Source organism: Siphonobacter aquaeclarae, from assembly GCF_900103285.1.
Classification (GTDB): Bacteria; Bacteroidota; Bacteroidia; order Cytophagales; family Spirosomataceae; genus Siphonobacter; species Siphonobacter aquaeclarae.
On record NZ_FNGS01000006.1, the window covers coordinates 224085 to 250933 of the forward strand.

The window sequence follows — 26849 nt, forward strand, 5'->3', positions numbered from 1 at the left end:
TAAAATGACAGGGATATTTTTGTATATTGTACTCAAATCCAGCAATAGTTAGTTATGTTAAAAACCGTCACCCTCGAAGTCCCCAAGTACCTGAAAAAGTTCTACGAACATGAGTATGGCACAGACGCACGCGGCCGCGTGCTGGTGGAAAAATGGTCCGAAGTGGGCAGGCTCCTACACCTGGTCAGCCGGACGATTCCCTTCACCCAGCCGGTCCGCAAAACAGCCAGTACGGCGCTTACCCTGGTGTACAACATCCGGGAGAAAGCCTTCGAAATTCCCTACGACAAAATCCCGGACCTTCAGCGGCAGCTCGACGAGATTTTCCGGCGCACGATGGTATGCGAAGTGCGCCGGGTGCATGAGCTGACCGGCGGCGACTACTCGCCCCACATCCGGGACTTTCTCGGGCGCTACGGCATCGCCGTCGACGAAGACTGCGACTGGGAAGTCATCCGCAAGATTTACCGGGACTACCTGGATAGGACCGAGAAGAAAAACGCCCGTCTGAGAAGCCAGATTAATGCGGTAGGGACTGGAAAAAGTTTTGCACAAAAAGTCCGGGCGTAGGTGGGGTAGGTCCGGCTCCGAACAAAAAAGTCCGGGTACTGCCTGAAAAGTCCGGGGACATCCCGCTATAAAAACCGCTCTGGCAATGCGCCAGGGCGGTTTTTGTTTTTTATTCCTATCTGTATACCCCTTAAAATCGGGTCCTTTTCGGAGCCAGGACGACCGGGCAATTTTGGAGTCTATGGAAAGTCCCTGGCTCCTTTATGATTTGCCCTCACCGGCGAGTTTTTCCGTGAACGACTACGCAGGCCGTAGGCTTTCACGCATCCGGATGATTCCCGCCCCGCTGGTGGAGATGATCGACGGCCGGCCGATTCTCAAGCCTGGCGCGCAAACGCTGTTTGTGCAGCTGGCGACGGCCGACACCACCCCGGCCACCTATCAGGAAGAAAGCCCCCCTGATTCGGCCGGTCAGCTCTACACCTGGACGATCTCGTTTACCCAGCCCCGGTACACGGCAGAGACCCGGGATTTTTTGAGACGCTTTGCCCGGGTGAAATGGATTGCCCTGGTCGAGTCGGTCGGCGGGAGCTGCTGGCTGGTGGGCACCAAGGATTTTCCCCTGATGCTTCGCTCTTCTTCCGCCGTGGGGGGAAACAAGAACAATTCCACGCTGACGCTGTCAGGCCAGGGACCACGGCCTGCCGTCAGCATTGACACCATCGAAGACACGGCCCTGTCTGGCAGTGGACCCTTCGACCCCAACGATTTTCAAAACAACTTCGACGTTTAACCATGTGGACCTTAACACAAGTAAAGGCTAAGATTCAGGAGAAAGTCCGGGCCGCCACCCGGCAGATGAAAGTTACCGCGAATGATTTGGCCGATCTGCTCGATGCCAACGCGGAGTTTGTCGACGAGCGCTATTCGGAGATGCGCGCCAGCTTTGACGCCTTCACGACCACCTACACCCAGGTGCCGCAGATTGTGCCGGTGCCGGACTATGCCTATTCGACTTACACGACGCTCAACACCTTTAAAGAGCAGCTTTCCTGGTACTTTGTCAAAGCCAGCAAGCGCCTGGAGAAGGTTGGGGTCTTTATTTTCAAGCGCAGCAGCCAGGGCACGATCACCGCTGACGCCCGGCTGCAAGTACTTCACCGGCGGGGCACGACGACAACGGTATTACTCGACACGGTCATCCCGGCGGCGGATATGGCCCGCTACAACCAGGCCGATGCCATCGTCAATTACCGGGACTACGAGTATGTGGCTAAACTGGCCGTGCCGATAGACGTAGTGGGGGGAGATGAGCTGTTTGTCTCGCTTTCCTGCGATACCTACTTAAACCCGGTGCATTCATCGACCAACAAGCTATCGACCACCGGGGAGTGGAACGATGGAACAAACGTCTACCGGCTCTGGAATTACAACCTGCCGTCGACCCGGACAACGATTCCGACTAAGACCGTGGACCAGACCTACCATGCCATTCACTTTTACAACGAAAAGGCGCAGATCATCCGCCTGGAGACGCTGGAGAGTGGCCTGACCAGTGCCAACGCCGGGATTACCTCCCTTACCCAAACGGTGACGCCTCTGTCTGCCCAGGTGGACGCCAACACCAAGGCAGTCAGCCCGCTTGCTACCCAGCTGCTGCCGGTGGCCGTGATCCAGCCGGTTCCCTCGTATGCGCTTTTGACCTACTCGGTTGCCGACTCCTTTAAAGAGCAGCTTTCCTGGTACTTTGTGAAAGCTGCCAAGCAGCTCGACCGGGTAGGGGTGTTTATTTTCAAGCGCAGCAGCCAGGGTACGATCACGGCTGACGCCCGCATTCAGGTACTTCACCGGCGGGGCACGACGGTCACCGTGCTGCTCGACCGGACGATACTGGCCGCTAGCCTTGCCGCCTACAACAACGCCGACGTGGTGAGCGACTACCGTAACTACGAGGTGGTTTCCGATCTGAATACGCCGATAGCGGTACTGCCGGGGGATGAGCTGGCTGTCTCGCTTTCGTGCGACACGTACTTAAACCCCATCTATTCGGCGACGGATGCGCTGCTGTCTTCGGGCGAGTGGAACGACGGGACGGGCTGCTTCCGGCTTTGGGGGTACGGCCTTCCGGGCAAGCGGACGGCTTTTCCCGATAAAACCGGTCACCAGGAAGCAAACTACCACGCCATCAACTGGTATGAGAAAAGGTACCAGTCCACGGAAATCAATGGGCTCAAGACCCGGGTGACGGCCCTGGAGGCGCTCAACCCCTCGGGTCAGGAGTACACGGCCCTGGTACCGCGCAACATTTACTTTCCCAACAATTCCTTTGCAGCTCGGCATGAGGCGGTCATTCTTTACGCCCAGCGGTTTGTCAGGGACAAGCTGCCGGTGTGGATCAACAACGTCGGCCAGCACCGGTTAAACCTTTCCCGGGACGATTCCAACACGGCGAATGTCAACGCCGAGACGGTGAGCCTGACGCTCAAATGCCCCGGTTATGTCGACAAGGCCGTCTCGATCAACCGGCTGTCGGTGCGGCCGTCGGTGCTGGCCGCGCAGTTTCCCAAGGTGTTGTACCTGGGCGACTCAGTCACCGAAAACCGGCCGAAAAACGGCATACAGCAGGGAGCCGGGGCCATGTGGGCCATGCTGAAGGAAATTTCGCTGATGAACCGGGCCGACAACGGCGGCACGGGCTACGACCTGCTGTGCGTGGGAACCAAGTTCAAAGTGGATTCCACGATCAGCTACAAGGGCCAGAATCTGAACGTCTACGGCTACGCGCAGGGTATAGGCAGCTGGACGGCGTTTAATTACCTGAGACACCCCTTCAACCTGCACACCAACAAAGCCGGTGCCTGGGCGCTGCTGGGACTATTGACCAGCCAGGGGCGGGCCTATACGGCAAGCCCCGCAGATAACCTGCTCATTGCCAAAACCTGCTACGGGGTAACGGCTCCGGTCATCAACAACGAATCCTATACGCTGCTGGTTTCGGCGGGTCAGATTGCCGACGCCGGGCTTTGGACAGGTTCGGCTGCCCAGGTGAGCGCCGTGCAGGCCTGGATCGACCTGGTAGCTGCCAATAACCTGCAAACGACCAACTCCAACCCGTTTTTTGACATTACCAAGACGGGTTCAAACCGCTTTTCGGTTGCCGCCTACCTGAGCCGGTATAAGACCCTGGCAGACGATGGGGTGACCCGGCTCAGTGTCGGCAGCTCTGCCGGTAGCCGGGTGACGAGTAACACCGCCTGGGACGTATGTACGCCGACGCACGTGGTGATCTGCCTGGGCGAAAACGACCGCAGCCACACCAGCAACTACGCCGCCATTGCCGACGACATCGCCGAGCTGGGCAACGAATTTAAAGCAGCGATCCCGGCCGCCAAACTGGCGTTTTGCCTGACGCCTATTCCGGGCGTGATGCACCCGGAACGGTACCCGGATTATACGGGGCGGTTTTCGCAGTTTGACCACAACAACAAGTTCGACTTCTATTCGGTGGTGGCGGCCCGCTTCGGCACCCTGGCAGAGCAGACGGCGGCGGGCTTCTACCTGGTCGAGACCTGGCACACCATGACGCCTGCCGGGCACATGCTGATCCAGGAGCAGACCGACAACGGCACCGGCGGCGTGGCAAAGGTGGGGTACCCCGACAGCATCCACCCGGGCTGGTTTCCGCTTCGGGAGGGCGGCGTGCAGCTCTACGGCTGGCTGGGCTATACGTATACGGTTTAGGGAACGCCGGGCAGGGGTAGAATTTTAGTCCTATCCCTGCCCGGATACCGGCTGCAAGTTTGGGTCTCCTTTTACAAACAGCGCCCAAACGCCTATGTCCCTGATTGCCTTTTCAGGCCAGCCGCTTGCCATCCACTGGCCGACGTTTCAAAACTCCTTTTTGCCGCTGATGCAATCCGGGGAAAAGCAGGCAAAAGCCTACGACATTCCCACACCCGACAAGCAGCAGGCGGCATCGGCAGACTGGCTCATGTACCTGCTCGACTATTACCGGGCACCTGACGAGCTGGGCGTGGTCGTACTGCCGCTGAAAGGCGTGATGAGCCGGAACACTTCCTGGTACAACGCCTACGGCAATGCCTTTCTTTCGGCTCTGATCGACCGGGCAGACCGGGAAGAGAGCGTCAAAGGCCTTGTTCTGGACGTATTCAGCCCGGGTGGGACGGTCGACAGCACCAAGGCACTCGCTGACTCCCTGTACCGTTTTACCAAACCCGCAGTAGCGCACACGGCGTATGCTGCCTCCGCAGCGGTTTGGGCCTCGGCGCAGTGCGACGTGGTGCTGCTGGAGAAGCAGGCGGCGACTGAAATGGGCAGCATCGGCACGCTGCAATACCACACCGACCTTCGGGGAGCGATGGAAAAAAGTGGTGAAGTCACCACGATCTTCCGCGCGAAAGGTTCGCCGGATAAACTATCGGTTAACTCGTTTGAAGAACTCACCGACGAAGGCAAAGCAGCCATTCAGGAGCGCTTGGATGCCAGCCAGAAAGAGTTCGTTTCCGACGTTCGCCGGGGCCGGGGTGGGAAAATCAGCAGTGCCGATGCCTTTACAGGGCGTATGTTCTCCGCGCCCGAAGCCATCCGCCTGGGGCTGGCGGACGGCTTCGGAACGCTGGGGGACGCGGTGGAGCGGGTGCTGAAACTTGCCAAGTAACGTTTTCAACCTTCAATCTTAACATGAGTAAACCCACCACCAAGGGGAGTTTCCTGGCCCGGAATTTCCCCACCCTTTTCGGGCTTTTGAACTCGAAAGAGGTAGACCAGGCCGCGTTCGCGGCAATTGAAAAAGAAGCCGAAACGGCGCTTGCCGCCAGCCAGGAGGCCGGACTGGAAGCCGAGCTGGAAGACCCGGAAGGTGATCCGGACGACGAAGAAGAAGAAAACGCCGCGTCGGCCGCCCAGGCCAGCCAGACCGCCCAGCTCATTGCCGAGAACGCCGCCCTGAAAAAGGAGAACGAGCGCTACAAAGCAGCCCAGGCCCAGGAGGCCGCAGCCGGCCGCGTCACTCCCCAGGAGGATGCCAGCACGCGCCGCAAGCCTGAAACCCAGAAACTCGCTGCCAATGACCCCATGGGTATGGCGCTGGCACACTGGGCAAAAAACCACAAGTAAACCACCCTTGCCGGGCAATTAGTCCCGGCACTTTTTCCCCTCTTTTTCTACTATGCTGATTGCCAACAACCTGGTTAATTCGGTCGATTTTTCGAGCCTTCCGGCCAAGCTCCAGGAGACGATCTCGGCGAATCCCATCGTCTTTAACCAGTTCCTGGTCGACGGATTCGCCAAAATCCGGGAGGACTTCATCGTCGATGAGTCGGACGAGAAGACGCCGCTGATTTCCATGGAGGTACGTGATATTCTCCAGCCTGCCAAAGACGCCTTTGATCCGACGCCGGATGCGGTCAAGTTCGGGGCACGGATGCCGGAGTTTCACGACATCGACATTGATTTGAGTCTGAAGCGGTCGGACGTCCTGACGTTTTACCGCAGCTATTTGAAGTATGTCACCGGCCTGAAGTCCCAGCAGGACGTATTGAACAATCCCTGGCCGCTTTTCTTTCTCCAGCAAATCCTGGAAAAAGCCGGGCACGACCTGGCGACGGTGTCGGCCTACCGGGCCGTGCGCAACGATGCCCAGAAAGGAGCAGGCTATGTGATGAACGGCCTGCTTTACAAGCTGGCGGAAGGCAGAACCACCGGTGGCGACATTCCGGCAGCCAACGTGTATGATTCCGTGACAGACGCGGCAGGCTTTGACGCTGACGTGTACGACGAGATCAACGAGATTGCCCAGCTGACCGAAAGCCTGCCGGAACTGGCAGGGCGGGCGATGACGATGGAAGTTTCCGCGCGGACCTACCGGCTCTACAAGGCTACCCGCCGGGCCAAGTCACCCAATACGGTCGGGCTGGGAGAGCAGCCGTCGACGCTCGACGACTTCCCGAACATCTCCCTGAAAGTGGAAGCAGGCCTGGGAAATCGCCGTTTTTCCTGGCTGACGGTGCCGGGTAACAAGTTCTTCACCTTTAACCAGGGCTTTGAAAACTTCAACGCCAAGCTGATGGAAGCCATCAAGGGCTATGAAGCCAACCTGTTTTTTTCGGCAGACGTCAACTACGGCGTAGGGAAGTACGTCTTCTCCAACGACCGGATCGACTAGTTCAACCATCGAGGCCAGGGGTACCGGCTTGAGACCAGCCCAGCCGGTACCCTTGGCTAACACCTTCCTTCACCCTTTCTTTTTTATGCGACAGTTTAAAGCCCTGGCAATCGTTTTTGCCAGCATCCTGGCCGGTATTCTGGCCTTCACTACTACTCAGAACGTACTGGCGGCCGCCCTGGCGGTTCCGGCTACGTCGCTGGGTCTTCAGTATGTTACCGGCGTGCGTTTTGATACGCCCGGCGGCCTGGCTTATTGTACGGCCCTGACGGGCCTGAAACGCCGGTGTCAGCAGCCATCCCTGGGCGGTTCCAAGCGCCTTTTTATCGTTTTGACCAAAGACCTAGAAGAAGAGTTTATTACCTACGACATCATCAAAACCCAGGGCAATTGGGACGCACCCATTCCCCTGGTCACAGGCAAGAAGTTCATCGAAATTGAAGCCTGGTATGATACGACCAAGTGGGACGGGGCGATGAAACCCGGCGCCGGGTTTACCCAAGGGGTTGAGTTCGAAGTGCTGGGTTATGACAAGGACATTGCCAAGCTGCTGACGCTGCTGTATGAAACGCCGGTGAACGTGGTGGTCGTAGGCAACGACGACACGAAATACTACCTGGGACAGAAGTACGTGCCGTTGATGTTTGAGTCGACCCAATCCAGCCCCGTCAAAGGGACCGACCGGAAGAAGACCACCTTTAAGGCCAGCAACGACGGCTTTACCGTGCCGATTGTACCGCTGGGACCCCTGGCGACTTTCGACGTTGCGCCGCTGCCTGCGGCCGCGTAACACCCCACCAGCTCCCCGGGGCCAAGTCCCGGGGGCTCTTTCCCTTTTCCTTGCCATGCTTACCAAGTACAAGATCGTCGATGCCGAACAGGCAAAGCAGGTTCACCTGGCCGTCGGTGGCCGGACCGTCTTTTTGACAGCTGATTCCCTGACCAACCAGGAGGCTGCCATCATCAAAACTAACTATCCCGACACGCACGGGAAGTTTATCGAAGAAATCCCCGCAACCACCGCATCTGCCAAGGCGAAAGCGGACAAACACACGGCCGAATGAGCGACCCGAAAAAATTAAAGGCGGACATGCAGTTTGCCCGCCTGCGTCATGATGCCCTGGGCACCGCGGAAACCCTGGAAAACCTCCGGAAGGCCGAAAAGGCCTACCAAGAAGAGACAGACGGCGATAACCAGCCGGTGAAGGAGGTCCCCGCTGCCCAACACGAGCCTTTGAAGGAAGAAAAGCCCAAACCGGCCGCAAAACCGGCTGAGAAGCCGAAGACGAAGCCGGAACCGGCGAAGGCTGCCGCACCGGAAGAAAAAACGGCCGAAACCCCGGCAGTTGAGCAGCAGGGGAATGCCGAAGCGACCGAAGAAAAAAAAACAGACAGCCAATAGCTGATTCCGCAGACGACACGATAGAGCGGCTCACGGTGCAGGCGGAAACCCTGCACCGTGAAGCCGCTTTTTTGTCAAACCAGCTCCACACGTTCGCGGCGGACGATCTGGAAGGCGTGCGCCCGGTTATCGCCCAGATCATCGAAAAACGCATGGCCTGGAAGGCGGTGCGGCAAAACATCGACTATTACCGCAAGTTCGGCAGGCTGCCGGACGAGCCGACGCCGAAAAAGGGCGTTTCCGAGACCGTTTCCGTTGGCGGCAACCTGGCAGAACTTCAGGTGGAACTATCCCGGCTGAATGTGAACGTGACCAAGTATGAAAAGAAGCTCAGGGAGCAACCCGACCACAAAAAGGCCAGCGCCTGGGAGACCGAGCTGGAGAAAATGAAGGCATTGAAACGAGAGCTACAGGAACAAATCGTAAAGGCGAAATATGCGCGGCAACAATAAGTACCTCCAAAAAGTCCAGGATGAACTGGACGTCTACCGGCGGCATTTGCTGCTCGACGAAGAATTAAGCCCGAGGCAGCAAGAGACGTTCGATAAAATGAACATTGCCCGGGGCTGGCTAAAACAAGGGTATTCCGACGCCCAGGTGATCCAGTTGCTACGGACCGATCCCGAGACCCGCCTTCAGGAGCGGCGCGCCCGGGAAGTTCTGGTCATGGCCTATGATCTATACGCGGATATCCGCCTGGCGCGCAATCCGGAAGGGGTCAAATACCTGTATGCCGAAATGTTCCGGGAAGCGGCGCAGCTGGCCTACCAGGAGGCACGGCAAGCCCTGGACTTCAAAGACCACAAAGCAGGAGCTGAGCTGCTAAAGATATTCCGGTCACTGACCCAGGAAGCTGCTGAGTTGGACGGTGCCTATCAGGAGAAGGAGCGCGATTTGTCCCAGGGTAAAAAGCCTACCAAGATTATCATCAAGCGCGTGACCAAAAACGTGAACGGGGTGGAAAAAACCGATTTTTCCGAGGAAGCCCATTTTGAAGAACTGCCCGAATAATGGAAGAGCTGGAAATTACCGTTAACGACAAACAGGCCGATTTTTTGGAGGCCGTTCTCTACCGGATGGACGTTCACGACGTGAAGGTGGCCGGGATGGTGGGTGGCATCGGTTCGGGAAAATCCATTGCCTTGTCTGACCTGGTCGTCATTATGAAAGAGGAACTGCCCCGTGCAAAGGGGCAGTTTGCGTGCCCGATCGTCTCCCAGGCCAAACGATCGTTAACGCCAGGGCTTCGCGCCGGTTGGCGGGACCGCTGGGGAGTAGTACCCTATAATCCCCGTACCGGTGAGGGAGACTATGTACTTTGGAAGGAACCGCCGGAAGGCTTCGACCGGCCCTACCAGGAGCCTGACGACTGGTCCAACTGCATCACTTTTGTGAATGGGTTTACCGTTGAAGTCTGCGGCTACAAGATGGACGCCGATTCGCACCGGGGGCGCAATGACGATTTTGTACTACTCGACGAAGCCCTCCGGTTTAAGAAGGATTGGCTAAAAATCCTGCTGGGACGGATACGGGCCAACGTCGGCCGGTTTCAATCCAACTTGCACTGGCTGTTTGCGTTTTTTTCCAGCCCGCCTTACGGTGCCACCGGTGAGTGGATGTTTGAGTACGAGGAGCTTTCCAGGAAAGAGCCTAGAAAATACCACTTTACCCAGGTCATCACCCGGGACAATGCCGCTTTCCTGCCCCCCGGATTTATCAAAGGCCTCAAGGAAACGCTGACTTCCCTGGAGTATGAGGTGGAAGTGGAAGGCAAGCGCCTTTCCCGGATTGCTAATAGCTACTACCCGGCCCTATCCTGGGAGAAGCACACCGAGGTAGACGAAATCCCTTTCTGGTACGATCCGGCCCGGGGGTTGGAGGTGTCGGTAGACTTCAACGCGCACTTCACCAGCTGCACGGTTTGGCAACCGGCGGGCCGGTTGCTTAAGTGCCTGGCTGCTGTCTATGTCAAGGAGCCGGTCGACGGACCGACAGGGGAGAAGCTGACCATGGCCGAGAGCCTGGCGCTAAAGGTGGTGGAGCGGTTCAAGGGGCAGGCGCTGCATAAGATCACCATTACCGGCGACCGTAACGGCCAGAACAAGAGCGCCGGTGCCACTAAAACCATGTTCGAATTATTCGCCGGTATTTTCGAGGTGGCTAAATGGGAGGTGATTTTATCACCCCTTTCCTACAACATGCCTCTTTACGAACGCTTCCTTTTGCTGCACCGCATCTTATCCGAGACCGACCCGGCCGAGTACTACCTGCGGCTCCACCCACAGGATGCCAAGGCGGCCGTCGTGTCGATGGTGCGCACGCCCATCAACACCGACCACACCAAGAACAAGGACAGCGAGAAGAAGAAGGGAGTAGAGCAACAGGACGCCACCCACCTGGGCGACACGGTCGACTACTACGTCATCTGGAAGAGCCTGGGCGGAGTTAGCTACAACGAATCCGGGTTCGACATCGACTTCCTGGGCGGGTAGAAAAGTCGGTACCCCGACCCCCAGGGGTACCGATTCAGCTATTCGAATTTTCGAAAAAGGGAAATTTCCAAAATGTGATAGGGCGGGGTCGATTAAGAGAAAATCGGCGATTTGGAAGTTTCAACGCTTGTAGATGCTTGATAAACAACGAGATACCTGTGAATTAAAAGAAGAAAGGGTGCATTTTTTCTAACGCCTTGATAATCAATGTTCTAAGTAGTACGTAAGACTCGCCAGGAGCGATTGACGAGTGGCAATTGGTATATTCGCAAAAAATATGCCCATAAAACCGTCCATCAAAATGTCAGATCAAAAGGTTCGCTATCGTTTGCTTTCACCGGAGGAGCTGAAGGATAATCCATTGTATTTAGAGTATCAGAAGGAAAGAAGTGAACTGATAAAGAAGGTAAATCAAAGGAAAAAATTGACAGTATCGGAGACAGTCGATTATTGCACTGACGTTGCTGTAGATTTGGTGCCAGGAGTAGAATTGAAAAGTTGTGAAACGTGCATAGATTATCTTTTTGTATTAACCTACCTAACATACTATCACGATATCACAGGAGGGGGAAAATACTATAAATATAGTTATTTGTCTCATGTTAGGACTGTGATATCGAGAGCAATAGTGACGAATAATATTACGTTTGATGATTTTAGTGAGCACTATTTTGAGGTTCCGAGAGAAGTGGCTCAGGCCGACTTAGAGTATCTATATAAAGAGTCTGATAAGTGGGACGATGTCATTCTAAAAGAGAATCATTCAGATCAAGTTTTGCAATTTATTTCCAACGAAACAAGAAAATTGATAAGAGAAAATCTCGATAGGGATTTCGAGAATGAACCTTATGGTAAGGGATCAAATCGCTACAAATTCCAAAGAATAAGCATTCTTCTGCGTTCGAAATATCAATATCACCAAATATCAAGAATTCTTGAAGAGAAAGAACAGCCGATAATTAATTTTGACTTCAATGGTACAAACATTCACTTGACACCTAAGGGATTTGTGCACGTGTTTTATTGGCATTTTATGAAGGCATCTTTGATGATTGATGTTCAAAAAACTTTTCACGTAGAAAACTTCGAGTATTCAGAGATTGAAAAATTTATCTTAGAGGTTCTTCGAAAAATATCTAAAACTAATGTCGCAAATAAAGTTTCACTTTCTACGATCATTTTTCGATATATTGATACGCCATATAAGCTTCACACAACCCCTGTCAGCAGGAAAAAAAAAGGTGGCGTTACAGAGAGATTCTCTGAAATTACCAGTTTTTATCCAATTTTAGATCAAGAGCTCCAAAATCTTAGTTCATATAAAATTGATGATAAGCTGACGCTTTTTCTGAAACCTGATATTTAATTATATTACGAAAAGCTGACATTTGTTAGCTTTTCGTAATTTTAAGGTTCATTTAGAACAACCTTCCCCTCTCTGGGGCGTTTGGTGAACGCTCTGGTGAGGGGATGTTGGCTATTTAAGGGTTTGGGTTGTTACTTCTTTTTCTTCAATTCCAGGGCTACACGGCGTTCGTCCGCCCGGACATACCGGTTAACCATTGCGTCAGTGCGAAGCCCTAAGACTACCTTCACCGCCGGGATAGACCATCCCTTTTCATTGAGCAGCCAGTCCGCAAATGAGTTGCGGCCGAACTTGACGGACAGCTTTGGATTAAGACCGCGTTCTGCTGCTATTACTTTCAGAAAGTAATTCATCTTATCGTTGGAAATAAGCGGCAGTTTATCCCAGCCACCGTATTTCTCAACAACCGGCTTCAGGTCATCAAAAATGGGAACTTTGGCAAACACGCCTGTTTTGATCCGTGCGTGCTTTATCCAGTCAAACCCGGCCAGGCCTTTGTCAATCTCTTCCCGGGCTGACTTGATAACGAGCTTCAAATCGGTGTAGTGAAATCCGGTACGGCAATAGACGAACATAAGGTCGGCCACTCGTTGGAGTACCGGGTTTGTGAACGGCCTGGTAGCCAAATCCCGAACCTGGCGAATGGTGAGAAACTCCGGGATAGGCAAAGTATCCCGTTTGAGTTTCAGGCCATCCAGGGTATTGGTTTCCAGGTATTCGTGCTCGTATGCCCATTTCACCGCCTGCCTGACTGTTTTGAGTAGCTTGTTTACATGGGCGTAACCGTAGCCCTGGTCTTCCAACCAGGCGCGGTACCGGTGAGCGGAGCGAAGAGTGAACTCAGACGCTTTGACGTTCAGCCTTCCGGTCTCGTTTAGATAGGAAAGCGCTTTGGTTATCGCCTCCCGGTTCTTCTTAAAGGTTGCGTACCGAATATCCCCGTCCTCCAGCTCCTTCTCCCGGCTATTTATCCAAAAGCCAAGTAGATCGGTGAAGAGTATTTCTTTTTCTTTCTTCTCTTTCGGCGGCTCGAATATGTCTTTGTAACAGGTGAGAATTGCATTGGCCGTTACCGGCTGATTCCCTCCTTTCGATACAATTTTATAAGACAGGTCGAGCCTGTCGAGCAGTTCGTCGAGTTGCTTGTTAAGGTGTTCCCACTGGCGGTGGGAGGGAAGAACGCGTTTGTTAACGCTGTCCCATTCCTCTGGGCGGAGCCTAAGCCCCGTGCTGCCGAAATCGGCGCGGTTATCGTCATACTTAACGCGGGCATAAAGTGTAAAGGTTGCTTTGGTAGCGGTGGCAAAATGCCGGAAAAATTGGACCTCCATGGAGTGGATGCGATTTCTCATTTTCGCTAGGTCCAACACCCCCTATAATGAGGGGGTCGGGCATTCCAGGTGGCACCTGTTTTGTAACTGCAAGTGCCACCTACAGGTGCCACCTGGGAAAGGGCACCTATGAAAATGAGGAAAGTGAAGAAGAAAAAGGGAATTGGAGGTAACCCGGTAAGAATCAGGCAATAAAAAAGCCTGTCCATTGCTGGACAGGCTGACCGTAATGTAGCTTTTTTGAGGTTTTACCCTGTATTGAGCCCCCTACAAGACTTGAACTTGCGACCTACGCATTACGAATGCGTCGCTCTACCAGCTGAGCTAAGGAGGCGATAGCGGGTGCAAAGATAGGCAGACAGGGGAGCGTTGTCAAGAGAGCAGGTGTTTTTTCTTGTGTCAGGGCTCGATGCGGTAGACGATGCCGCGGTTATTTTCGGTATTGACGCCGAGGAGGTAGAGCTCGCCGTCGCGGTCCTGGCCAAAGGAGTAGACCTGCCAGTTGGCCGGACGGCCCTTGGTTATCAGGCTGGTACGCGGCCACTCTTTTTCTTTGGATTCAGTCAGGTACCACAGTGGACCCGACCAGTCTGCGAAAATGTATTTACCCTTCAGCCAGCCTATCTTTTCGCCGCGATACACAAACCCGCCCGTAATGCTGATGCCTTCCGAGTGCGAATACTCGGTGATCGGATCGATTCGGTTGGGTACGTCCGGATCGCTGTTGTTGTAGGAATGATACCCTTCGCGTACCCGCCAGCCGTAGTTGCCGCCTTTCGTTACCAGATCAACTTCTTCGTATTGATTTTGTCCGACATCTCCGGCAAACAGCTTCCCGTTGGCTTTGTCAAAGCTGAATCGCCACGGGTTGCGGAGACCATAGGCGAATATCTCCGGTCGCACGCCAGCCTGGTTCACAAACGGATTATCTGCCGGAATGCCATACGGCGTTTTGTTGACGTCAATACGGAGTATCTTGCCCAGTAACGTATTGAGATTCTGTCCGTTACCGTGCTCGCCGTGGCGGTCACCGCCGCCTCCGCCATCGCCGGAAGCAATGTACAGATATCCATCCGGACCAAACTGCAAATCGCCGCCGTTGTGATTCGACTCCGGCTGATCAAATTCCAGCAGGATACGGCCGCTCCCGGCGTCAGCAACCAGGCCATTGTTCGACACCTTAAATTCCTGAATGACACTTTTATGATTGGCCCCGCTGGTTCGGGCGCTGTAATAGACGTAAAACTTGCCGTTCTGCGCATAATCCGGGTGCAGCGCGAGACCCAGCAGGCCGCGTTCGTCGTACCCCGACGACTTCACCACCTGCTTCGAAATATCCAGAAACGGGTTGCTGATCAGCTGGTTATCCTTGTATACGCGGATGCGGCCTTCCTGTTCGGCAATGAGCAGGGTGTTGTCCGGCGTTGCGGCAAAGGCAGTCGGATGCGATACGCCGTCGGTGATCAGGCGGACAGTCACCGATTGGGAAGAAGTAGCCGGCGTACGTTTGTCGGGCGATTGACACGAACCGATCAAACCGGCCAGCAAAAAGGCGGTGGCGAGAAGCGAGCGTTGCATGAGAACAGAGTTGGTGAGAAAGGTACGAAAACCCGTGAGGTTTTGAGGTAGAAAATCATGCCTGCGGGGTTTGAAGTTTAGAGTTTCAAGTTTAGGGTTTAGAGTTGGGGAGAGGTTCCCGCGGGAGTTTGCGCCTGACCTTTTGGACGAATAGACAGACCTTAAGTAGATTGCATCCGCTCCAACTCTAAACCCTAAACCCTAAACATCAAACTCTAAACCCAACTCATGCGCAAAACCCTTCTCCTTCTCCTGCTTTCCCAGGTCGCCTTCGGACAGGCGCCGACCCGGTACATTATTCGCGCCGGAAAGCTCTTCGATTCCGAAAACAAACGATTCAAAACCAACCAGGAGATCCTCGTCGAGGGCGACCGCATCAAAAAAGTAGGAAAATTGACCGCAAAGGACCGTGCAAACGCCGAAGTGGTGGACCTGTCACGGTCGACCGTCATACCAGGACTCATTGATTCCCATTCACACCTCCTGCTGTCCCAGGTGAGCGGCGTACCGATGGAGCGGGATATTCTGGCGATTTCGGAAGAAGAGCGTATCCGCCGGGCTGGTCAATACGCCAAAGAATACCTCGATGCAGGCATAACAACGGTGAAAGACCTAGGTAATTCCGGCCAGTACCTCGATCTGATCCTGCGAAAACAGGCGGAGAGCGGAACAACTGCCAGTCCGCGTATCTGGGCGTCAGGGCCAATTCTCTCGCCGCCAAACGGGCAGTTCGGCAAGCTGCCGGAGGCCCATAAAGCACTTCCTGAAAAAGAATACACAATTGTCAAGACGCCGGAAGACGCCGTCGCTGCTGTGACAGAGCACCACAAACGCGGCGTCGACGTGATCAAGGTATGCGTCACAAACGACAACGGTTTGATACTGTCCCCCGAAATCCTGCAGGCAATTGTCAAAACCGCCCACGCCAAAGGGCTCAAAGTAACCGCTCACGCTCCGTTTGACGACGTTGTCCGCGATGCGATCGACGCGGGTGTAGACGGCATCGAACACGGGTACGGCATCGGCGACAGCACCCTGCAACGCATGGCGCAGAAGAAAGTATACCTCGTTCCGACAGACGGTACATTTGAAGGTTACAAAGGCATTCTGAGCCTCGGCGAATGGAAAGCGGCTGACAGCGATGTCAACGACTTTGTCAAAAAAGCGAAAGACCGCCTGCTGCGGGCGGTAAAAGCCGGCGTGCCCATTGTTTATGGCTCGGATGCCTACCTGAAATCGCCTGAACACCGGGGCGCCGCTGCCAAGGATGCGTTGATTTCGTACTTCGTGGCCGGACTGGCCGTCGGCGACGTACTTCAGATCGGAACATACAACGGCGCCGTTGCCGCCGGAAAAGCCGGCGAGCTCGGCGTCATCAAGCCCGGCGCCCGGGCTGATATCGTGGCGTTCGAAGGCGACCTGGAAACCAACTTCCGCCCCGTCATCTCACGCGATGCATCTTTTGCGATGCGGGACGGAAAGGTATTCAGGAAATAGGTTTACTGTTTGCAGTTTTCGGTTTTCAGTTTTGCGGGCCGACTGTCTTGCCAGCAAAACTGAAAACTGCAAACCGAAAACTGTAAACAGTAAACTGAAGACCGAAAACGGTCTCAGAACGTTCATTTCCCCGGACGAAGGAGCGTTTTCGTCCTTCCCCACCACACAAACCCTGCCATCGCGCCGAAAAATACATTAAATCCGACAGGTTCACCCCGGCTTCCGTGAAAGACGATTGCCGCCGCCATCAGGGCTACAGCACCTGCCGCCGCCCGGATCGTCCATACCGGCGCGATGCGCAGCAGGATAGGAAGTACCAGGCCGGTTGCCGCCAGCGTATCGAGTATGCCGGTTAATACCACCAGGCCGGGGTACTCCGCCGTCCACGGCCATTGACCGGCCAGTACGCCCGCCGGTTGGATGAGTTTCATATACGCGGCCCAGGCAAAGCCGGCGGCAAGGAGGAGCTGGGCAGCCCAGAGAAGGATATTGAGGATTTTCATCGTGCGTTTGTGTAAGACGGCAGCAATACTAGCCTACCTTTACTTTCCAACGGATAGTACTATCCCAATGGAAAGCACTATCTCGCGGGATAGTATCAGACAACTCAATGCCATGCTCACCGAAGGCGGCTGCCCCCGATCCATGCGTTCTATCCGCGATGCCCTCGAGGCACTGGAAGGCAAATGGAAACTCCTCATTCTCTTCGCTTTATCCGAAGAACCCCGTCGCTTTCGCCAGTTGGCGAAAGACGTTTCCGGTATTACCGATAAAACCCTTTCCAAAGAGCTTAAGGCCCTGGAAATCAATCAACTTATTACGCGGACCGTGTATGATACCTTTCCGCCGACCGTCGAATACGCCATTACTCCGCACGGTCGTTCGCTGGAGAAGGTACTGTATGAGTTGCATTACTGGGGTTTGCTGCACCGGGAGAGGATAATGGGCGACGGCAATACCTGGGAAAGAAAATAGCTATTGTCTTGGTAATCAGGTTTTGGTCGCCCGGTTTTACGCCGTTTGATAAACGATTCTATTCACGCATTTATTCCTTGCCGCAAATTCGGAGAGCAGATGTAATTTGATATTTTTGAGTATCCTCGTCCTGTTTTTTCCTGAAAAGTGAATAGGCTGAGGTCCGGAACATCTCAGGTTACCTGAAGAAACGCAAATCATCTGTCCTCATCATGAAAAATCACTACCTCCGTCTGATGATCCTCGTTGCCGCAACCCTGTCCGCAGGTGTAGCAACGGCACAAAAACTCGATACCCTTCTCGCCGTCAAAGATGGTAACAGTACCCTTACCCGCATGAGTCTTCACCGGAATGGCGCCTTCTGGCTGGGCGGCGATTACGACGGAGGGCCTGTTCCTGATGGCTTCCCGGTTATCGGAAACGGCGCCCGTGTGTTGTGGTATCCGGATAAGGCTGCTGTTCGGGCAGGCTTTGTCTCCGGTACCCAGTGGGACCAGCCCAATATCGGTAACTATTCCGTGGCGATGGGTTATGATGTCCGCGCATCGGCAGATTACGGCGTTGCTTTCGGAAACCGGTGTGTGGCATCCCAGATTACTGCCTTTGCCATGGGCGACAACTGCGTAGCCTCCGGAGCAGCTTCTGTTGCCCTTGGTTATCAAGCCAATACCAATGCGCGGCAGGGTAGCTTCGTGTTTGCGGACCGGTCCTCGGTCGACGCCATCCTTGCGGGCGTCAACCACTCGGCCAACTGGCGCGTGTCCGGCGGTTTCCGCATTTTTACGTCGTCTAACCTGACAACGGGCGTAACGTTCCAATCCGGCGCCAGTATCAGCAACTGGGGGCAATCCAACGCGGTTATTGCCACCTCTACCGGGGCGTTCCTATCAACCGGCGGTGTCTGGCAAAATGCCTCGGACGTTCATAAAAAGCACTCCTTTATGCCCGTTTCAGGAGAAGATATTCTGACGAAGCTCCGCGCACTGCCCATCTCCAGCTGGAGTTACAAAACGGACGCCACCGGTATCCGCCACATCGGCCCCATGGCCCAGGATTTCTATAAAACCTTTGGTCTCGGTTCCGACGAAAAGTCGATTGGTACCGTCGATGCCGATGGTATCGCGCTTGCCGGCGTGAAAGCCCTGGACACGCGTACGCAGGGCCTGAACGACCGCGTCAGCGAGTTACAAGCCGAAAACGCGCTGCTGCGGGCCCGGCTGGATGCGCTTGAGCAGAAGGAGTCGGGCTTCCCGCTGTGGCCGGCTGTTGCATTCCTCGGTGGAGGCGCTGTACTGTTGCTCGGCTGGCAGGTACTGAGCCGCCGTCGTATTCACGTGGCGCTGGGATAGCTTTTTTGCAGAATATCAAAAAAGCCCCTGCAGCCGGAAGGAAGCAGGGGCTTTTTATGTGTCGTGAAGGCGCGCGTGGCTCCGGCGGGAATCGAACCCGCATCTAGCGTTTAGGAAACGCCTATTCTATCCATTGAACTACAGTGCCGGGGTGAACGGGAGCGTTCGGACTGCAAGTATCCTAAAAATATGCCTTTGGCGCAAGTATTGGGCAGACGGATGTCGGGAAGGTATCGACAGATAATCGTAAAAACCGGACCGATTCCCTCCATACGAACCACTCCACCCGGCCAAAACCATTTTCTGTGTGTTCTGTGCTTTCTGTGAGAAAAACAAAAATCATCTTCTCACAGAAAGCACAGAATACACAGAAGATTATGCTTCGAGGAATTCCGAATTCGGGAAAATCTGGTAGTGCCGCTGCTTCACCAGCTCCAGGAGCGCCGTCCGCAGTTCTTCCAGGTTTTCCTTTTGCTCGGCGGAGATGAAGACCGCTTTCGGTTTCTCCGAATCGAGGTAGGAGTTTTTGAGGAAGTCGATCGGAGAGAAGTCGCCCTCCTGCGCTTCAAATTCCATTTCAGGCGAGGGGCGGAACAGGTCAATCTTGTTGAATACCAGGATGATAGGCTTATTTGCCGCGCCAATCTCCGCCAGAATCTGGTTTACTACCTGAATCTGCTCTTCATGGCCGGGATGGGATACGTCCACGACGTGGAGGAGAATATCTGCTTCCCGTACCTCGTCGAGCGTGGATTTAAACGCCTCGATCAGGGTAGTAGGCAGCTTCCGGATGAATCCGACGGTATCGGTCAGCAGGAATGGAATGTTATCGAGCGTCACTTTCCGAACGGTCGAATCTACCGTGGCAAACAGCTTGTTTTCGGCAAATACTTCGGCCTTGGCGAGTCGCCGCATCAGCGTCGATTTCCCGACGTTGGTATAGCCGACCAGTGCCACGCGGACCATCTGATCGCGGTTTTTCCGCTGGGTAACGGCCATGCGGTCGATTTTCGCCAGTTTGTCTTTCAAAAAGGCGATGCGGTCATTGGCCAGACGCTTATCCGTTTCCAGCTCTTTTTCCCCGGGTCCGCGCATCCCGACGCCCCCGCGCTGGCGGGAAAGGTGGGACCACATCCGCGTCAGGCGGGGCAGAATATACTGCTGCTGCGCCAGCTCGATCTGCGTACGCGCCTGGGTAGTCTGCGCACGCATCGAGAAAATATTGAGAATGAGGAGACTCCGGTCGATGATCTTGACTTCTTTTTTGCGCTCCTGGAAAGCCGATTCCATGTTCCGGATCTGACGGCCCGACAGGTCATCGTCGCAAATAATCATGTCGATGCCCTGGTCAATGACATAGGCCATCACATCCTCGAACCGGCCCTTGCCCAGAAAGGTATTCAGGTCGGGGCGCTCGAGGCGCTGGGTAAAGCTTTTGACCGTCTCGACACCCGCCGTTTCCGCCAGAAATTCCAGCTCGGCCAGGTATTCGCGCGTTTGCTCTTCGGTCTGCTTCGGGGTAATCAGGGCGATGAGTACCGCCTTTTCTTTATCTTTTTCGGTGCTGAACAAATCTGAAAGGTTTTGAAGAATACAAGTCGCCCGTCGGAAACAATATTGAAAATGAATGACTTATACTTTTTCTTCCGGGCAGTTAGGAGAACATCGGACGGATTCCGTTCGGTTCACGAATGGACAAAATTAATGAAAAAAGGAATTTCACCGGTGAAAATGACGTTGCCGTAACGGGCCATTTTCCCGCGTAATCCGGGCAAAGCCTGATCTTTTTTTTAGGTTTGTAGTCTTGGAACTATTGATCTTCGATGAAAGTAACTGAACACATCCGGGAAGCAAATGGCAAAACGCTTTTCTCCCTGGAAATCATCCCCCCACTGAAAGGACAGCATATTGGCGAGCTGATCGGCGCAATTGAACCGCTGATGGAATTCAAACCCCCCTTCATTGACGTAACCTATCACAGGGAGGAACTCATCGAAAAAAGGCATCCCAACGGCCTGATCGAGAAAGTACCCGTACGGCGCCGTCCCGGTACGGTCGGCATCTGTGCCCGGCTGATGGAACGGTTCAAGGTAGACGCCGTGCCTCACGTGATCTGCGGCGGTTTCACAAAAGATGAAACCGAAGATTTTCTCTACGACCTGCACTACCTCGGTATTGACAATGTGCTGATCCTGAGAGGGGATCCGGAAAAATCTGCCGGCGTTTTCCGTTCGAAAGAAGGCGGGCACCGGTATGCATCCGAACTGGTTGCGCAGGTAGCCGACATGAACCGCGGCCGTTTGCTCCACGAGGAAACGGAAGCCTCGCCCACCAATTTCTGTATGGGCGTAGCAGGCTATCCCGAAAAACATTTCGAAGCGCCGAACCTCGGCAATGACCTGAAATACCTGAAAGAGAAAGTCGATCTGGGTGCCGAGTACATCGTCACCCAGATGTTTTTCGATAACCAGAAGTACTTCGATTTTGTGAACCGATGCCGGGAAGCAGGTATCAATGTGCCGATTATTCCGGGATTGAAGCCGCTTTCCACCAAAAAGCAACTATCCGTTCTGCCGCGTATTTTCCACCTGGATATGCCGGAGGAGCTGGTTAAAGCAGTAGAAGCCTGCGCGACGGACAAGGACGTCAAACAGGTCGGCATCGAGTGGGCCATTCAGCAATGCAAGGAGCTGCAGCAGTTCGGCGCGCCGGTATTGCACTTCTACACCATGGCCCGCTCTGAAAACGTACAGACCATCGCCCGGGCGATATTTTAAATGAAACTGATCGACTGTCCGAGAGACGCCATGCAGGGGCTGCACGATTTCGTTCCCACGGAAACGAAAATCGGCTACCTCAACCGCCTCCTCCGGGTCGGGTTTGATACCCTGGATTTCGGAAGCTTCGTATCCCCCCAGGCTATTCCCCAGATGGCGGATACGGAGGCTGTGCTGGCGCAGCTCGAACCGTCGGATACCCGTTTACTGGCAATTGTCGCCAACCTCCGGGGAGCCGGGATGGCCTGTTCGCTACCGGCAATCAGCTACCTCGGCTTCCCGTTGTCTGTTTCAGAGGAATTCCAGCAGCGCAACACACGCAAGCGTATTGCACAGGCCCTGGAAGAGGTAGCGGAGATGCAGGAACGCTGCATCACTGCCGGCAAGGAGTTGGTCGTGTACCTTTCCATGGCTTTCGGCAATCCGTATGGAGAGGCCTATTCGCCGCAGACGGTTGTCGACCTGACCGGGAAGCTGGCTGATCTGGGCGTGCGTATTGTCGCGCCGTCGGACACCATCGGCAGTTCTTCGCCGGAAGGCATCCGGCAGTTGTTCGGCACGCTGATACCGGCATTTCCGGAAATTGAGTTCGGTGCGCACCTGCATTCCACGCCCGACAAAGTACTGGAAAAAATGGAGGCGACCTGGGAGGCGGGCGTTCGCCGCGTCGACGGCGCCCTGCGCGGCTTCGGCGGCTGCCCCATGGCGGCCGACCAGCTCACGGGCAACATGCCTACCGAATCCTGGATAGCTTTTCTCGCAAAGAAAGATGCCGGATTGACGATTAATCAGGATGCGTTGGAAGAGGCGATGGGATATTCGGGGAGGGTGTTTGGAAGGCTGTAGGCTATAAGCCGTAGGCTTTAAGCAGTAAGCTGCGGATGACGACTATCGAAGGCTGGCAAGTTCATTGCCTACAGCTTAAAGCATACATCTTATAGCTACTCCCACAACTGCCTCGCCTCATTCTTAACCGCATTCAGCGTTTCCTGCCAAAGTTCGGAGGGGCGGCCGACGGCGTGTTCACCGATTTTGCGGGCGAGTTCAATCGCCGGCGCGTCCGGAGATACCTCGGCGGCGGCTTTGTTCACGAGAGAAGTCAGCTCATGGGAAACCAGGCGTACCCGGTCCCACAGCTCATTACTGACATACATCTGCTGGGCAGCGTTGTGGTGTACTTCTTCGCGGATTTCGGCGACGAGTACCTGCTGCAAATCCAGGGAAGTAACAACCTGTGGAACATTGCGGAGCAAAAGCGCGTTCGGACTGAGGCGTTCCAGCAACAGGCTCAGCCGCTCGTAGGCCTGCAGCCGCAGCGGCAATACCTGACGAAAGGCTTCGGACCGCGTCTCCTGTTGTTTTTCAATGAGTTGTTTGTTGAGAAACGCCCGGACGACCTGAAAAACGGCATACAGTACCAGGCCCGCGGGCAGCAGCACCTTGATCAGATCGCTGAATACATCGTACATAGGAAAGTGATAAATCAACGGGTTAGCACCGGGTAGTCCTGGAAAAATCAGACCCCGTCCGGATACTCCGGCGGCCCAAAAGTAGAAAAAGGAGCGGCTCAGGCTGCATCCTGCGTGGTAAATGATCGAGAAAGAATTGATTTCGCTGACTCCGGAAGCCAGCCGGCAGATCCGGGCCATCATCGACGAGAAGGGCCTTCCGCCCTTCTACGGCCTCCGGGTGGGGCTGAAGGGAGCGGCCTGCGGTGCGTCGTACCTGCTGGGTTTTGATACCGAAAACAAGGACGAGGACGACCATTTTGAGGTCGAAGGCATTCCCGTCTTCGTCAACCGCCGCCACCTGATGTACCTGATCGGCGTGACGATTGATTTCGAAGAAGGCGGGGAGGGGTTCGTCTTCCGGAAATAAAAAATCCCGCACGCGGCAGGATTTTTTACGGGCTATTCGTCTTCCACTTTGACGTGGCCCCAATTCTCGCCTGAACGGATACGGTTCAGCTGGGTATGCGTAATGCCGAATTGCTTGGCGATCATCTTGAGCCGGTTTTTGTCGCTCTTGAGCATCTTTTTGATCATGATCACCTTGCTCTCCGTCAGTTTGTAGTTTTTGGTACGTTTCGGACGGGGCTTTTCCTGGGGATTGGTGCGGTGGTGTTCCGTCATCTCATCCCGGGTAACCCACTTGAGGTTTTCCCAGTGATTATTCAGCTTGTCGTGATCGCGGTGAATGATAAATTTCTGCCCCGGATCGTCCTTCGGGACAAAAAAATCCGCAACAAGCCGGTGAAGATACCGGTTAATAACCTTGCCGCCTTTAATCCGGATGTTCAGGGACCGATATCCCTGAATCACAGAGCCTTTGATTACTTCACCCTCAGGGTTATTCTGAAAACTACGAAGACGTCCATAATTCGAAACTTCGTAACGGGGAGGGTTTTCTACTCCTTCAAACGGAATTTCAACCCACTTTTCATTCCAAAAACTACCAGTTCTCTTCTCGCTCATGGTTCAATAATTAACAACCGTTCAAATTATTTGACGGGTTAACGGAAATACTTGTCAGCTAGAAAATTGGTTTCGGGCGGGCGACGATGAAGACAGATACTTTCCTGAGTAGTGACGGTAAGGCTTAATATTCATCACTCAAAACCAGCTCGAATATCGTAAGAATTTTAATAAGAACTTTGCGGCAACTTGCAAAAAATTTCAAATCGATGAAAACAGTCGTTATAGGAGCTTCCACCAACCCCGCCCGATACGCTTTTCTGGCTGCTAATCGTCTTTTACAGCACGGCCACGAGGTTGAACTCGTTGGAAAAGAGCAAGGTGAGGTCGCCGGTATTCCGATTCAAACAGGTCAACCGGCCCTGAAAAACATAGATACAATTACTCTGTATCTGAACCCCGTTCGCCAGCAGCCGGTCTATGACTATCTGCTCAGCCTGCATCCGCGCCGGATCATCTTCAACCCGGGTACGGAGAATCCCGAACTCGCCCGTCTTGCCGAAGCGCAGGGCATTGAAACAACGGAAGCCTGTACGCTGGTATTGCTCGCGACCGGCCAGTACTGATTACGCGGTCGTACCTGTTCATACGACGGACGTCATTGTATTTAGACGCGGCATGTAGGTCTTTGGTAAAATCGCCGGAATAAACCTGGTAAACGAAAAGGGAGCGCAACAGCGCTCCCTTTTCGTTTACCAGCGGATCAGGGCCGAGCCCCAGGTAAAACCGCTTCCGAAGGCTGCCAGGCAGATTAGCTGCCCCGGCTGCACCCGTCCGGATTCCCAGGCTTCGGTCAGCGCGATCGGGATCGAGGCCGCCGTGGTATTTCCGTATTTCTGAATATTATTGAAGACCTTCTCAGGCGCCAGCCCCATCGATTGCCGGACATATTCCGAAATCCGCAGGTTGGCCTGATGCGGTACCAGCAGGTCTACGTCCTCCGGCGTCAGCCCGTTTTTGTCGAGCGCTTCGCGGATGACTTCCGGAAATCGCACCACCGCGTGCTTGAAAACGGCGTTGCCCTGCATCAGTACTTCCATTTCGGACGGATCTTCCATGGCGGTACTGAACCAGCGGCCCGGGCGACTGCTTCCCGGCCCTTTGACAAACAATTCTTCGGCGTATTGCCCGTCGGCATGCAGGTGCGTTGACAGTATCCGGTGCGCCGGATCTTCAGTAGCCTGTACGACTGCTGCGCCGGCGCCGTCTCCGAAGATGACGGCAACGCCGCGTCCTTCGGTACTGGGGTTCAGAAAAGACGACTGAATTTCGGCTCCCACAACGAGTATATTGCGGTACATGCCGGAACGGATGTACTGATCGGCTACTGACAGCGCATACACAAACCCGGAACACTGATCCCGGATATCCAGCACGCCGATCCCGGAGATACCCAGTTCGCGCTGCATGGCGAAGCCGGGGCCGGGAAAGTAATAGTCAGGGGTGATCGTCGCATAGACGATAAAATCGACATCCTGAGGCGCCAGCCCGGCGCGTTCCAGCGCCGTACGCGACGCCTGCGCAGCCATGCTGGCGTTGGTATCCTTGCCGGGCGTAAAGTACCGCCGTTCGCGGATACCGGTGCGTTCGACAATCCACGCGTCCGACGTATCAAAACGCTGTTCAAGATCCTGATTGGTAATCCTGTTTTCGGGGACGTAGTAACCCAGTCCCGTTATCTGAGAATAAGGCATGTGCAAAGCTAGCAAGACCGCAAAAATAGGACTATTTCCTTTTTTATTGGATTGAAAAGCGGCGAAATGGCTGACTTATCTCAAGCAGAAAGTATAAATGCCTGAATAACAGTCAATTGTAAGGGGAATAGCGGAAGTCCCCTGCGCCGGCGGAAGGAGGGAAGTACCGGCAGGAAGAAAAAAGCCCGGCATTACCGGGCTTTCGGGAGAATTACAGCGGCTTGACGACGAAATCGAACGATTCCATAATCAGGTTGGCGAGGAGCTTTTCGCAGGCTGTTTTAACCTGAGCCTCGGCGGCTTCCTGCGAATCGGCTTCGACTTCCAGCGTGATGCGTTTTCCGATTCGCACGTTATCGATGGCATCCATGCCCAGGTTGTGAAGACCGAGCTTCACGGCTTTGCCCTGGGGGTCGAGAATTTCTTTCTGCGGGAGAACGTTGATTTCGGCGAAGAATTTCATTGGGAAATATACCGGACAGGCCGGCAGGTATTGTGAACAAATGATTTCAAACGTGCGCCTTGCCGCGGTTGTTGACCAGGGAAAGGAGAATATACAGCACCACGATCAATGGAACGGCTGCAAAGTTCAGCAAAATCAGCAAAAGGGCCGAAGCAATTATGAAAATATACTTGATCTCGTTGCCTTTCCAGCCAAACCCTTTGAATTTAAGCGCAAAAAGCGGCACCTCCATCACCAGCAGAAAAGACATGACAAAGCTGAAAACGATCAGGTAGTTGGTCTGGAGAATAACGGGTGCCCAGTCCTCATGCTGGCGCAAAATGACCGGAATAGAAGCGATCAGCAAGGCATTGGCCGGCGTCGGCAGGCCGATGAAGCCGAGGGTCTGCCGCTCGTCGATATTGAACTTGGCCAGGCGCAGGGCGGAAAATACCGCAATGACGAACGCCAGGTAGCATTTCCAGACGCCGTTCAGGTCCGGAACGCTTTCCATGATCAGGTGGTAGACGATAAACGAGGGAAGTACGCCGAACGTCACCATATCTGCCAGGGAATCAAGCTGTTTGCCGAGTTCGGAATTGGCTTTGACGAGACGGGCGACAAATCCGTCGAAAAAATCAAAAATGCCGGCCAGCACGATCAGGTAGCTGGCCAGGAGAAGATCGTTGTTGAATGTCGCCGAAATCCCCACACATCCGCACAGGAGGTTGCCGCAGGTCAGCACATTCGGCAATGATTTTTTGAAGGAAGTCCACAT

At 54.3% G+C, this 26849-nt stretch carries 29 protein-coding genes and 2 tRNA genes; 20 read left to right on the forward strand and 11 right to left on the reverse strand.

The window, feature by feature from the left end; all coding sequences use genetic code 11:
* The first annotated feature begins 54 nt into the window (after nucleotides 1-54).
* The 13 genes from BLR09_RS16845 (at nucleotide 55) to BLR09_RS16905 (ending at nucleotide 11954) form a co-directional block, all read left to right on the forward strand.
* Nucleotides 55-570, forward strand: a complete 516-nt coding sequence (locus BLR09_RS16845; protein ID WP_093204799.1) for a hypothetical protein — start codon at nucleotides 55-57, stop codon at nucleotides 568-570.
* 232 nt (nucleotides 571-802) lie between these two features.
* On the forward strand, nucleotides 803-1303 hold the full coding sequence (locus tag BLR09_RS16850; protein WP_143011130.1) for a hypothetical protein: 501 nt from the start codon (nucleotides 803-805) through the stop codon (nucleotides 1301-1303).
* 2 nt (nucleotides 1304-1305) lie between these two features.
* Nucleotides 1306-4251: an SGNH/GDSL hydrolase family protein gene (locus BLR09_RS16855; RefSeq protein WP_093204803.1), complete on the forward strand. Its 2946-nt coding sequence runs from the start codon at nucleotides 1306-1308 to the stop codon at nucleotides 4249-4251.
* A gap of 94 nt (nucleotides 4252-4345) precedes the next feature.
* Complete coding sequence (locus BLR09_RS16860; RefSeq protein ID WP_093204805.1) at nucleotides 4346-5188, forward strand: S49 family peptidase; 843 nt, start codon at nucleotides 4346-4348, stop codon at nucleotides 5186-5188.
* A gap of 23 nt (nucleotides 5189-5211) precedes the next feature.
* Entirely contained in the window at nucleotides 5212-5646 is a 435-nt protein-coding gene (locus tag BLR09_RS16865; protein WP_093204808.1) for a hypothetical protein, read from the forward strand.
* A gap of 52 nt (nucleotides 5647-5698) precedes the next feature.
* A complete protein-coding gene (locus BLR09_RS16870; RefSeq protein ID WP_093204810.1) occupies nucleotides 5699-6694 on the forward strand; it encodes a hypothetical protein in 996 nt (331 codons plus the stop codon).
* An 85-nt stretch (nucleotides 6695-6779) separates the two neighbouring features.
* Nucleotides 6780-7484 (forward strand): hypothetical protein, encoded by a 705-nt coding sequence (locus tag BLR09_RS16875; protein WP_093204813.1) that lies wholly within the window; start codon nucleotides 6780-6782, stop codon nucleotides 7482-7484.
* 55 nt (nucleotides 7485-7539) lie between these two features.
* Nucleotides 7540-7758 carry a hypothetical protein gene (locus tag BLR09_RS16880; RefSeq protein ID WP_093204816.1) on the forward strand — a complete coding sequence of 73 codons (219 nt, stop codon included), beginning with the start codon at nucleotides 7540-7542 and terminating at the stop codon, nucleotides 7756-7758.
* Complete coding sequence (locus tag BLR09_RS16885) at nucleotides 7755-8096, forward strand: hypothetical protein (protein WP_093204818.1); 342 nt, start codon at nucleotides 7755-7757, stop codon at nucleotides 8094-8096. Before BLR09_RS16880 ends, BLR09_RS16885 begins: the two co-directional genes overlap by 4 nt.
* Before the next feature lie 71 nt (nucleotides 8097-8167).
* Nucleotides 8168-8548 (forward strand): hypothetical protein, encoded by a 381-nt coding sequence (locus BLR09_RS16890; RefSeq protein ID WP_143011131.1) that lies wholly within the window; start codon nucleotides 8168-8170, stop codon nucleotides 8546-8548.
* Nucleotides 8532-9107 (forward strand): acyl-CoA synthetase family protein, encoded by a 576-nt coding sequence (locus tag BLR09_RS16895; RefSeq protein ID WP_176785585.1) that lies wholly within the window; start codon nucleotides 8532-8534, stop codon nucleotides 9105-9107. Before BLR09_RS16890 ends, BLR09_RS16895 begins: the two co-directional genes overlap by 17 nt.
* Nucleotides 9107-10588, forward strand: a complete 1482-nt coding sequence (locus BLR09_RS16900) for a terminase large subunit domain-containing protein (protein WP_093204823.1) — start codon at nucleotides 9107-9109, stop codon at nucleotides 10586-10588. The genes BLR09_RS16895 and BLR09_RS16900 overlap by 1 nt, the downstream gene beginning before the upstream one ends.
* 301 nt (nucleotides 10589-10889) lie before the next feature.
* Nucleotides 10890-11954 carry a hypothetical protein gene (locus BLR09_RS16905; protein WP_143011132.1) on the forward strand — a complete coding sequence of 355 codons (1065 nt, stop codon included), beginning with the start codon at nucleotides 10890-10892 and terminating at the stop codon, nucleotides 11952-11954.
* 131 nt (nucleotides 11955-12085) lie between these two features.
* On the opposite strand, the gene BLR09_RS16910 is transcribed toward BLR09_RS16905, so the two are convergent.
* From BLR09_RS16910 to BLR09_RS16920, 3 genes are all read right to left on the reverse strand, one after another.
* The gene (locus BLR09_RS16910; protein WP_176785586.1) at nucleotides 12086-13285 is read right to left on the reverse strand and encodes a phage integrase SAM-like domain-containing protein; all 1200 of its coding nucleotides are present in this window, start codon (nucleotides 13283-13285) and stop codon (nucleotides 12086-12088) included.
* A gap of 261 nt (nucleotides 13286-13546) precedes the next feature.
* Nucleotides 13547-13619 (reverse strand) — tRNA-Thr (locus tag BLR09_RS16915).
* A 65-nt stretch (nucleotides 13620-13684) separates the two neighbouring features.
* On the reverse strand, nucleotides 13685-14863 hold the full coding sequence (locus BLR09_RS16920; RefSeq protein WP_093204831.1) for a PQQ-dependent sugar dehydrogenase: 1179 nt from the start codon (nucleotides 14861-14863) through the stop codon (nucleotides 13685-13687).
* A 228-nt stretch (nucleotides 14864-15091) separates the two neighbouring features.
* Between BLR09_RS16920 and BLR09_RS16925 the strand changes: the two genes are divergently transcribed.
* Nucleotides 15092-16360, forward strand: coding sequence for an amidohydrolase family protein (locus BLR09_RS16925; RefSeq protein ID WP_093204834.1), 1269 nt, complete (start codon nucleotides 15092-15094; stop codon nucleotides 16358-16360).
* A 122-nt stretch (nucleotides 16361-16482) separates the two neighbouring features.
* On the opposite strand, the gene BLR09_RS16930 is transcribed toward BLR09_RS16925, so the two are convergent.
* Nucleotides 16483-16863, reverse strand: coding sequence for a DoxX family protein (locus tag BLR09_RS16930; RefSeq protein WP_093204836.1), 381 nt, complete (start codon nucleotides 16861-16863; stop codon nucleotides 16483-16485).
* A gap of 67 nt (nucleotides 16864-16930) precedes the next feature.
* Between BLR09_RS16930 and BLR09_RS16935 the strand changes: the two genes are divergently transcribed.
* Nucleotides 16931-17335 (forward strand): winged helix-turn-helix transcriptional regulator, encoded by a 405-nt coding sequence (locus BLR09_RS16935; protein ID WP_317039231.1) that lies wholly within the window; start codon nucleotides 16931-16933, stop codon nucleotides 17333-17335.
* Nucleotides 17336-17547: 212 nt separating this feature from the next.
* Nucleotides 17548-18684 carry a tail fiber domain-containing protein gene (locus tag BLR09_RS16940; protein WP_093204842.1) on the forward strand — a complete coding sequence of 379 codons (1137 nt, stop codon included), beginning with the start codon at nucleotides 17548-17550 and terminating at the stop codon, nucleotides 18682-18684.
* A gap of 76 nt (nucleotides 18685-18760) precedes the next feature.
* On the opposite strand, the gene BLR09_RS16945 is transcribed toward BLR09_RS16940, so the two are convergent.
* Together BLR09_RS16945 and hflX are read right to left on the reverse strand one after the other, a co-directional pair.
* Nucleotides 18761-18832, reverse strand: a tRNA-Arg gene (locus BLR09_RS16945).
* 227 nt (nucleotides 18833-19059) lie between these two features.
* A complete protein-coding gene (gene hflX, locus BLR09_RS16950) occupies nucleotides 19060-20256 on the reverse strand; it encodes a GTPase HflX (protein ID WP_093204844.1) in 1197 nt (398 codons plus the stop codon).
* Nucleotides 20257-20507: 251 nt separating this feature from the next.
* Between hflX and metF the strand changes: the two genes are divergently transcribed.
* The gene (metF, locus tag BLR09_RS16955; protein ID WP_093204847.1) at nucleotides 20508-21461 is read left to right on the forward strand and encodes a methylenetetrahydrofolate reductase [NAD(P)H]; all 954 of its coding nucleotides are present in this window, start codon (nucleotides 20508-20510) and stop codon (nucleotides 21459-21461) included.
* Entirely contained in the window at nucleotides 21462-22307 is an 846-nt protein-coding gene (locus BLR09_RS16960; RefSeq protein ID WP_093204850.1) for a hydroxymethylglutaryl-CoA lyase, read from the forward strand.
* Between the two features lie 95 nt (nucleotides 22308-22402).
* Here the strand turns inward: BLR09_RS16960 and BLR09_RS16965 are convergent, their stop codons facing one another.
* Nucleotides 22403-22930 (reverse strand): DUF7935 family protein, encoded by a 528-nt coding sequence (locus BLR09_RS16965; protein ID WP_093204854.1) that lies wholly within the window; start codon nucleotides 22928-22930, stop codon nucleotides 22403-22405.
* Nucleotides 22931-23051: 121 nt separating this feature from the next.
* Here BLR09_RS16965 and BLR09_RS16970 point away from each other — a divergent pair, with 121 nt between their 5' ends.
* Nucleotides 23052-23339 (forward strand): HesB/IscA family protein, encoded by a 288-nt coding sequence (locus BLR09_RS16970; RefSeq protein WP_093204857.1) that lies wholly within the window; start codon nucleotides 23052-23054, stop codon nucleotides 23337-23339.
* Between the two features lie 32 nt (nucleotides 23340-23371).
* Here BLR09_RS16970 and BLR09_RS16975 read toward each other — a convergent pair whose 3' ends face one another.
* The gene (locus BLR09_RS16975; RefSeq protein ID WP_093204860.1) at nucleotides 23372-23935 is read right to left on the reverse strand and encodes an HNH endonuclease; all 564 of its coding nucleotides are present in this window, start codon (nucleotides 23933-23935) and stop codon (nucleotides 23372-23374) included.
* Between the two features lie 209 nt (nucleotides 23936-24144).
* Between BLR09_RS16975 and BLR09_RS16980 the strand changes: the two genes are divergently transcribed.
* On the forward strand, nucleotides 24145-24501 hold the full coding sequence (locus tag BLR09_RS16980; protein WP_093205337.1) for a CoA-binding protein: 357 nt from the start codon (nucleotides 24145-24147) through the stop codon (nucleotides 24499-24501).
* A gap of 126 nt (nucleotides 24502-24627) precedes the next feature.
* On the opposite strand, the gene BLR09_RS16985 is transcribed toward BLR09_RS16980, so the two are convergent.
* From BLR09_RS16985 to pssA, 3 genes are all read right to left on the reverse strand, one after another.
* Complete coding sequence (locus BLR09_RS16985; RefSeq protein WP_176785587.1) at nucleotides 24628-25629, reverse strand: 3-oxoacyl-ACP synthase III family protein; 1002 nt, start codon at nucleotides 25627-25629, stop codon at nucleotides 24628-24630.
* A 211-nt stretch (nucleotides 25630-25840) separates the two neighbouring features.
* Nucleotides 25841-26092 carry a phosphoribosylformylglycinamidine synthase subunit PurS gene (gene purS, locus BLR09_RS16990; protein ID WP_093204867.1) on the reverse strand — a complete coding sequence of 84 codons (252 nt, stop codon included), beginning with the start codon at nucleotides 26090-26092 and terminating at the stop codon, nucleotides 25841-25843.
* A gap of 46 nt (nucleotides 26093-26138) precedes the next feature.
* On the reverse strand, nucleotides 26139-26849 hold the full coding sequence (pssA, locus tag BLR09_RS16995) for a CDP-diacylglycerol--serine O-phosphatidyltransferase (RefSeq protein WP_093204870.1): 711 nt from the start codon (nucleotides 26847-26849) through the stop codon (nucleotides 26139-26141).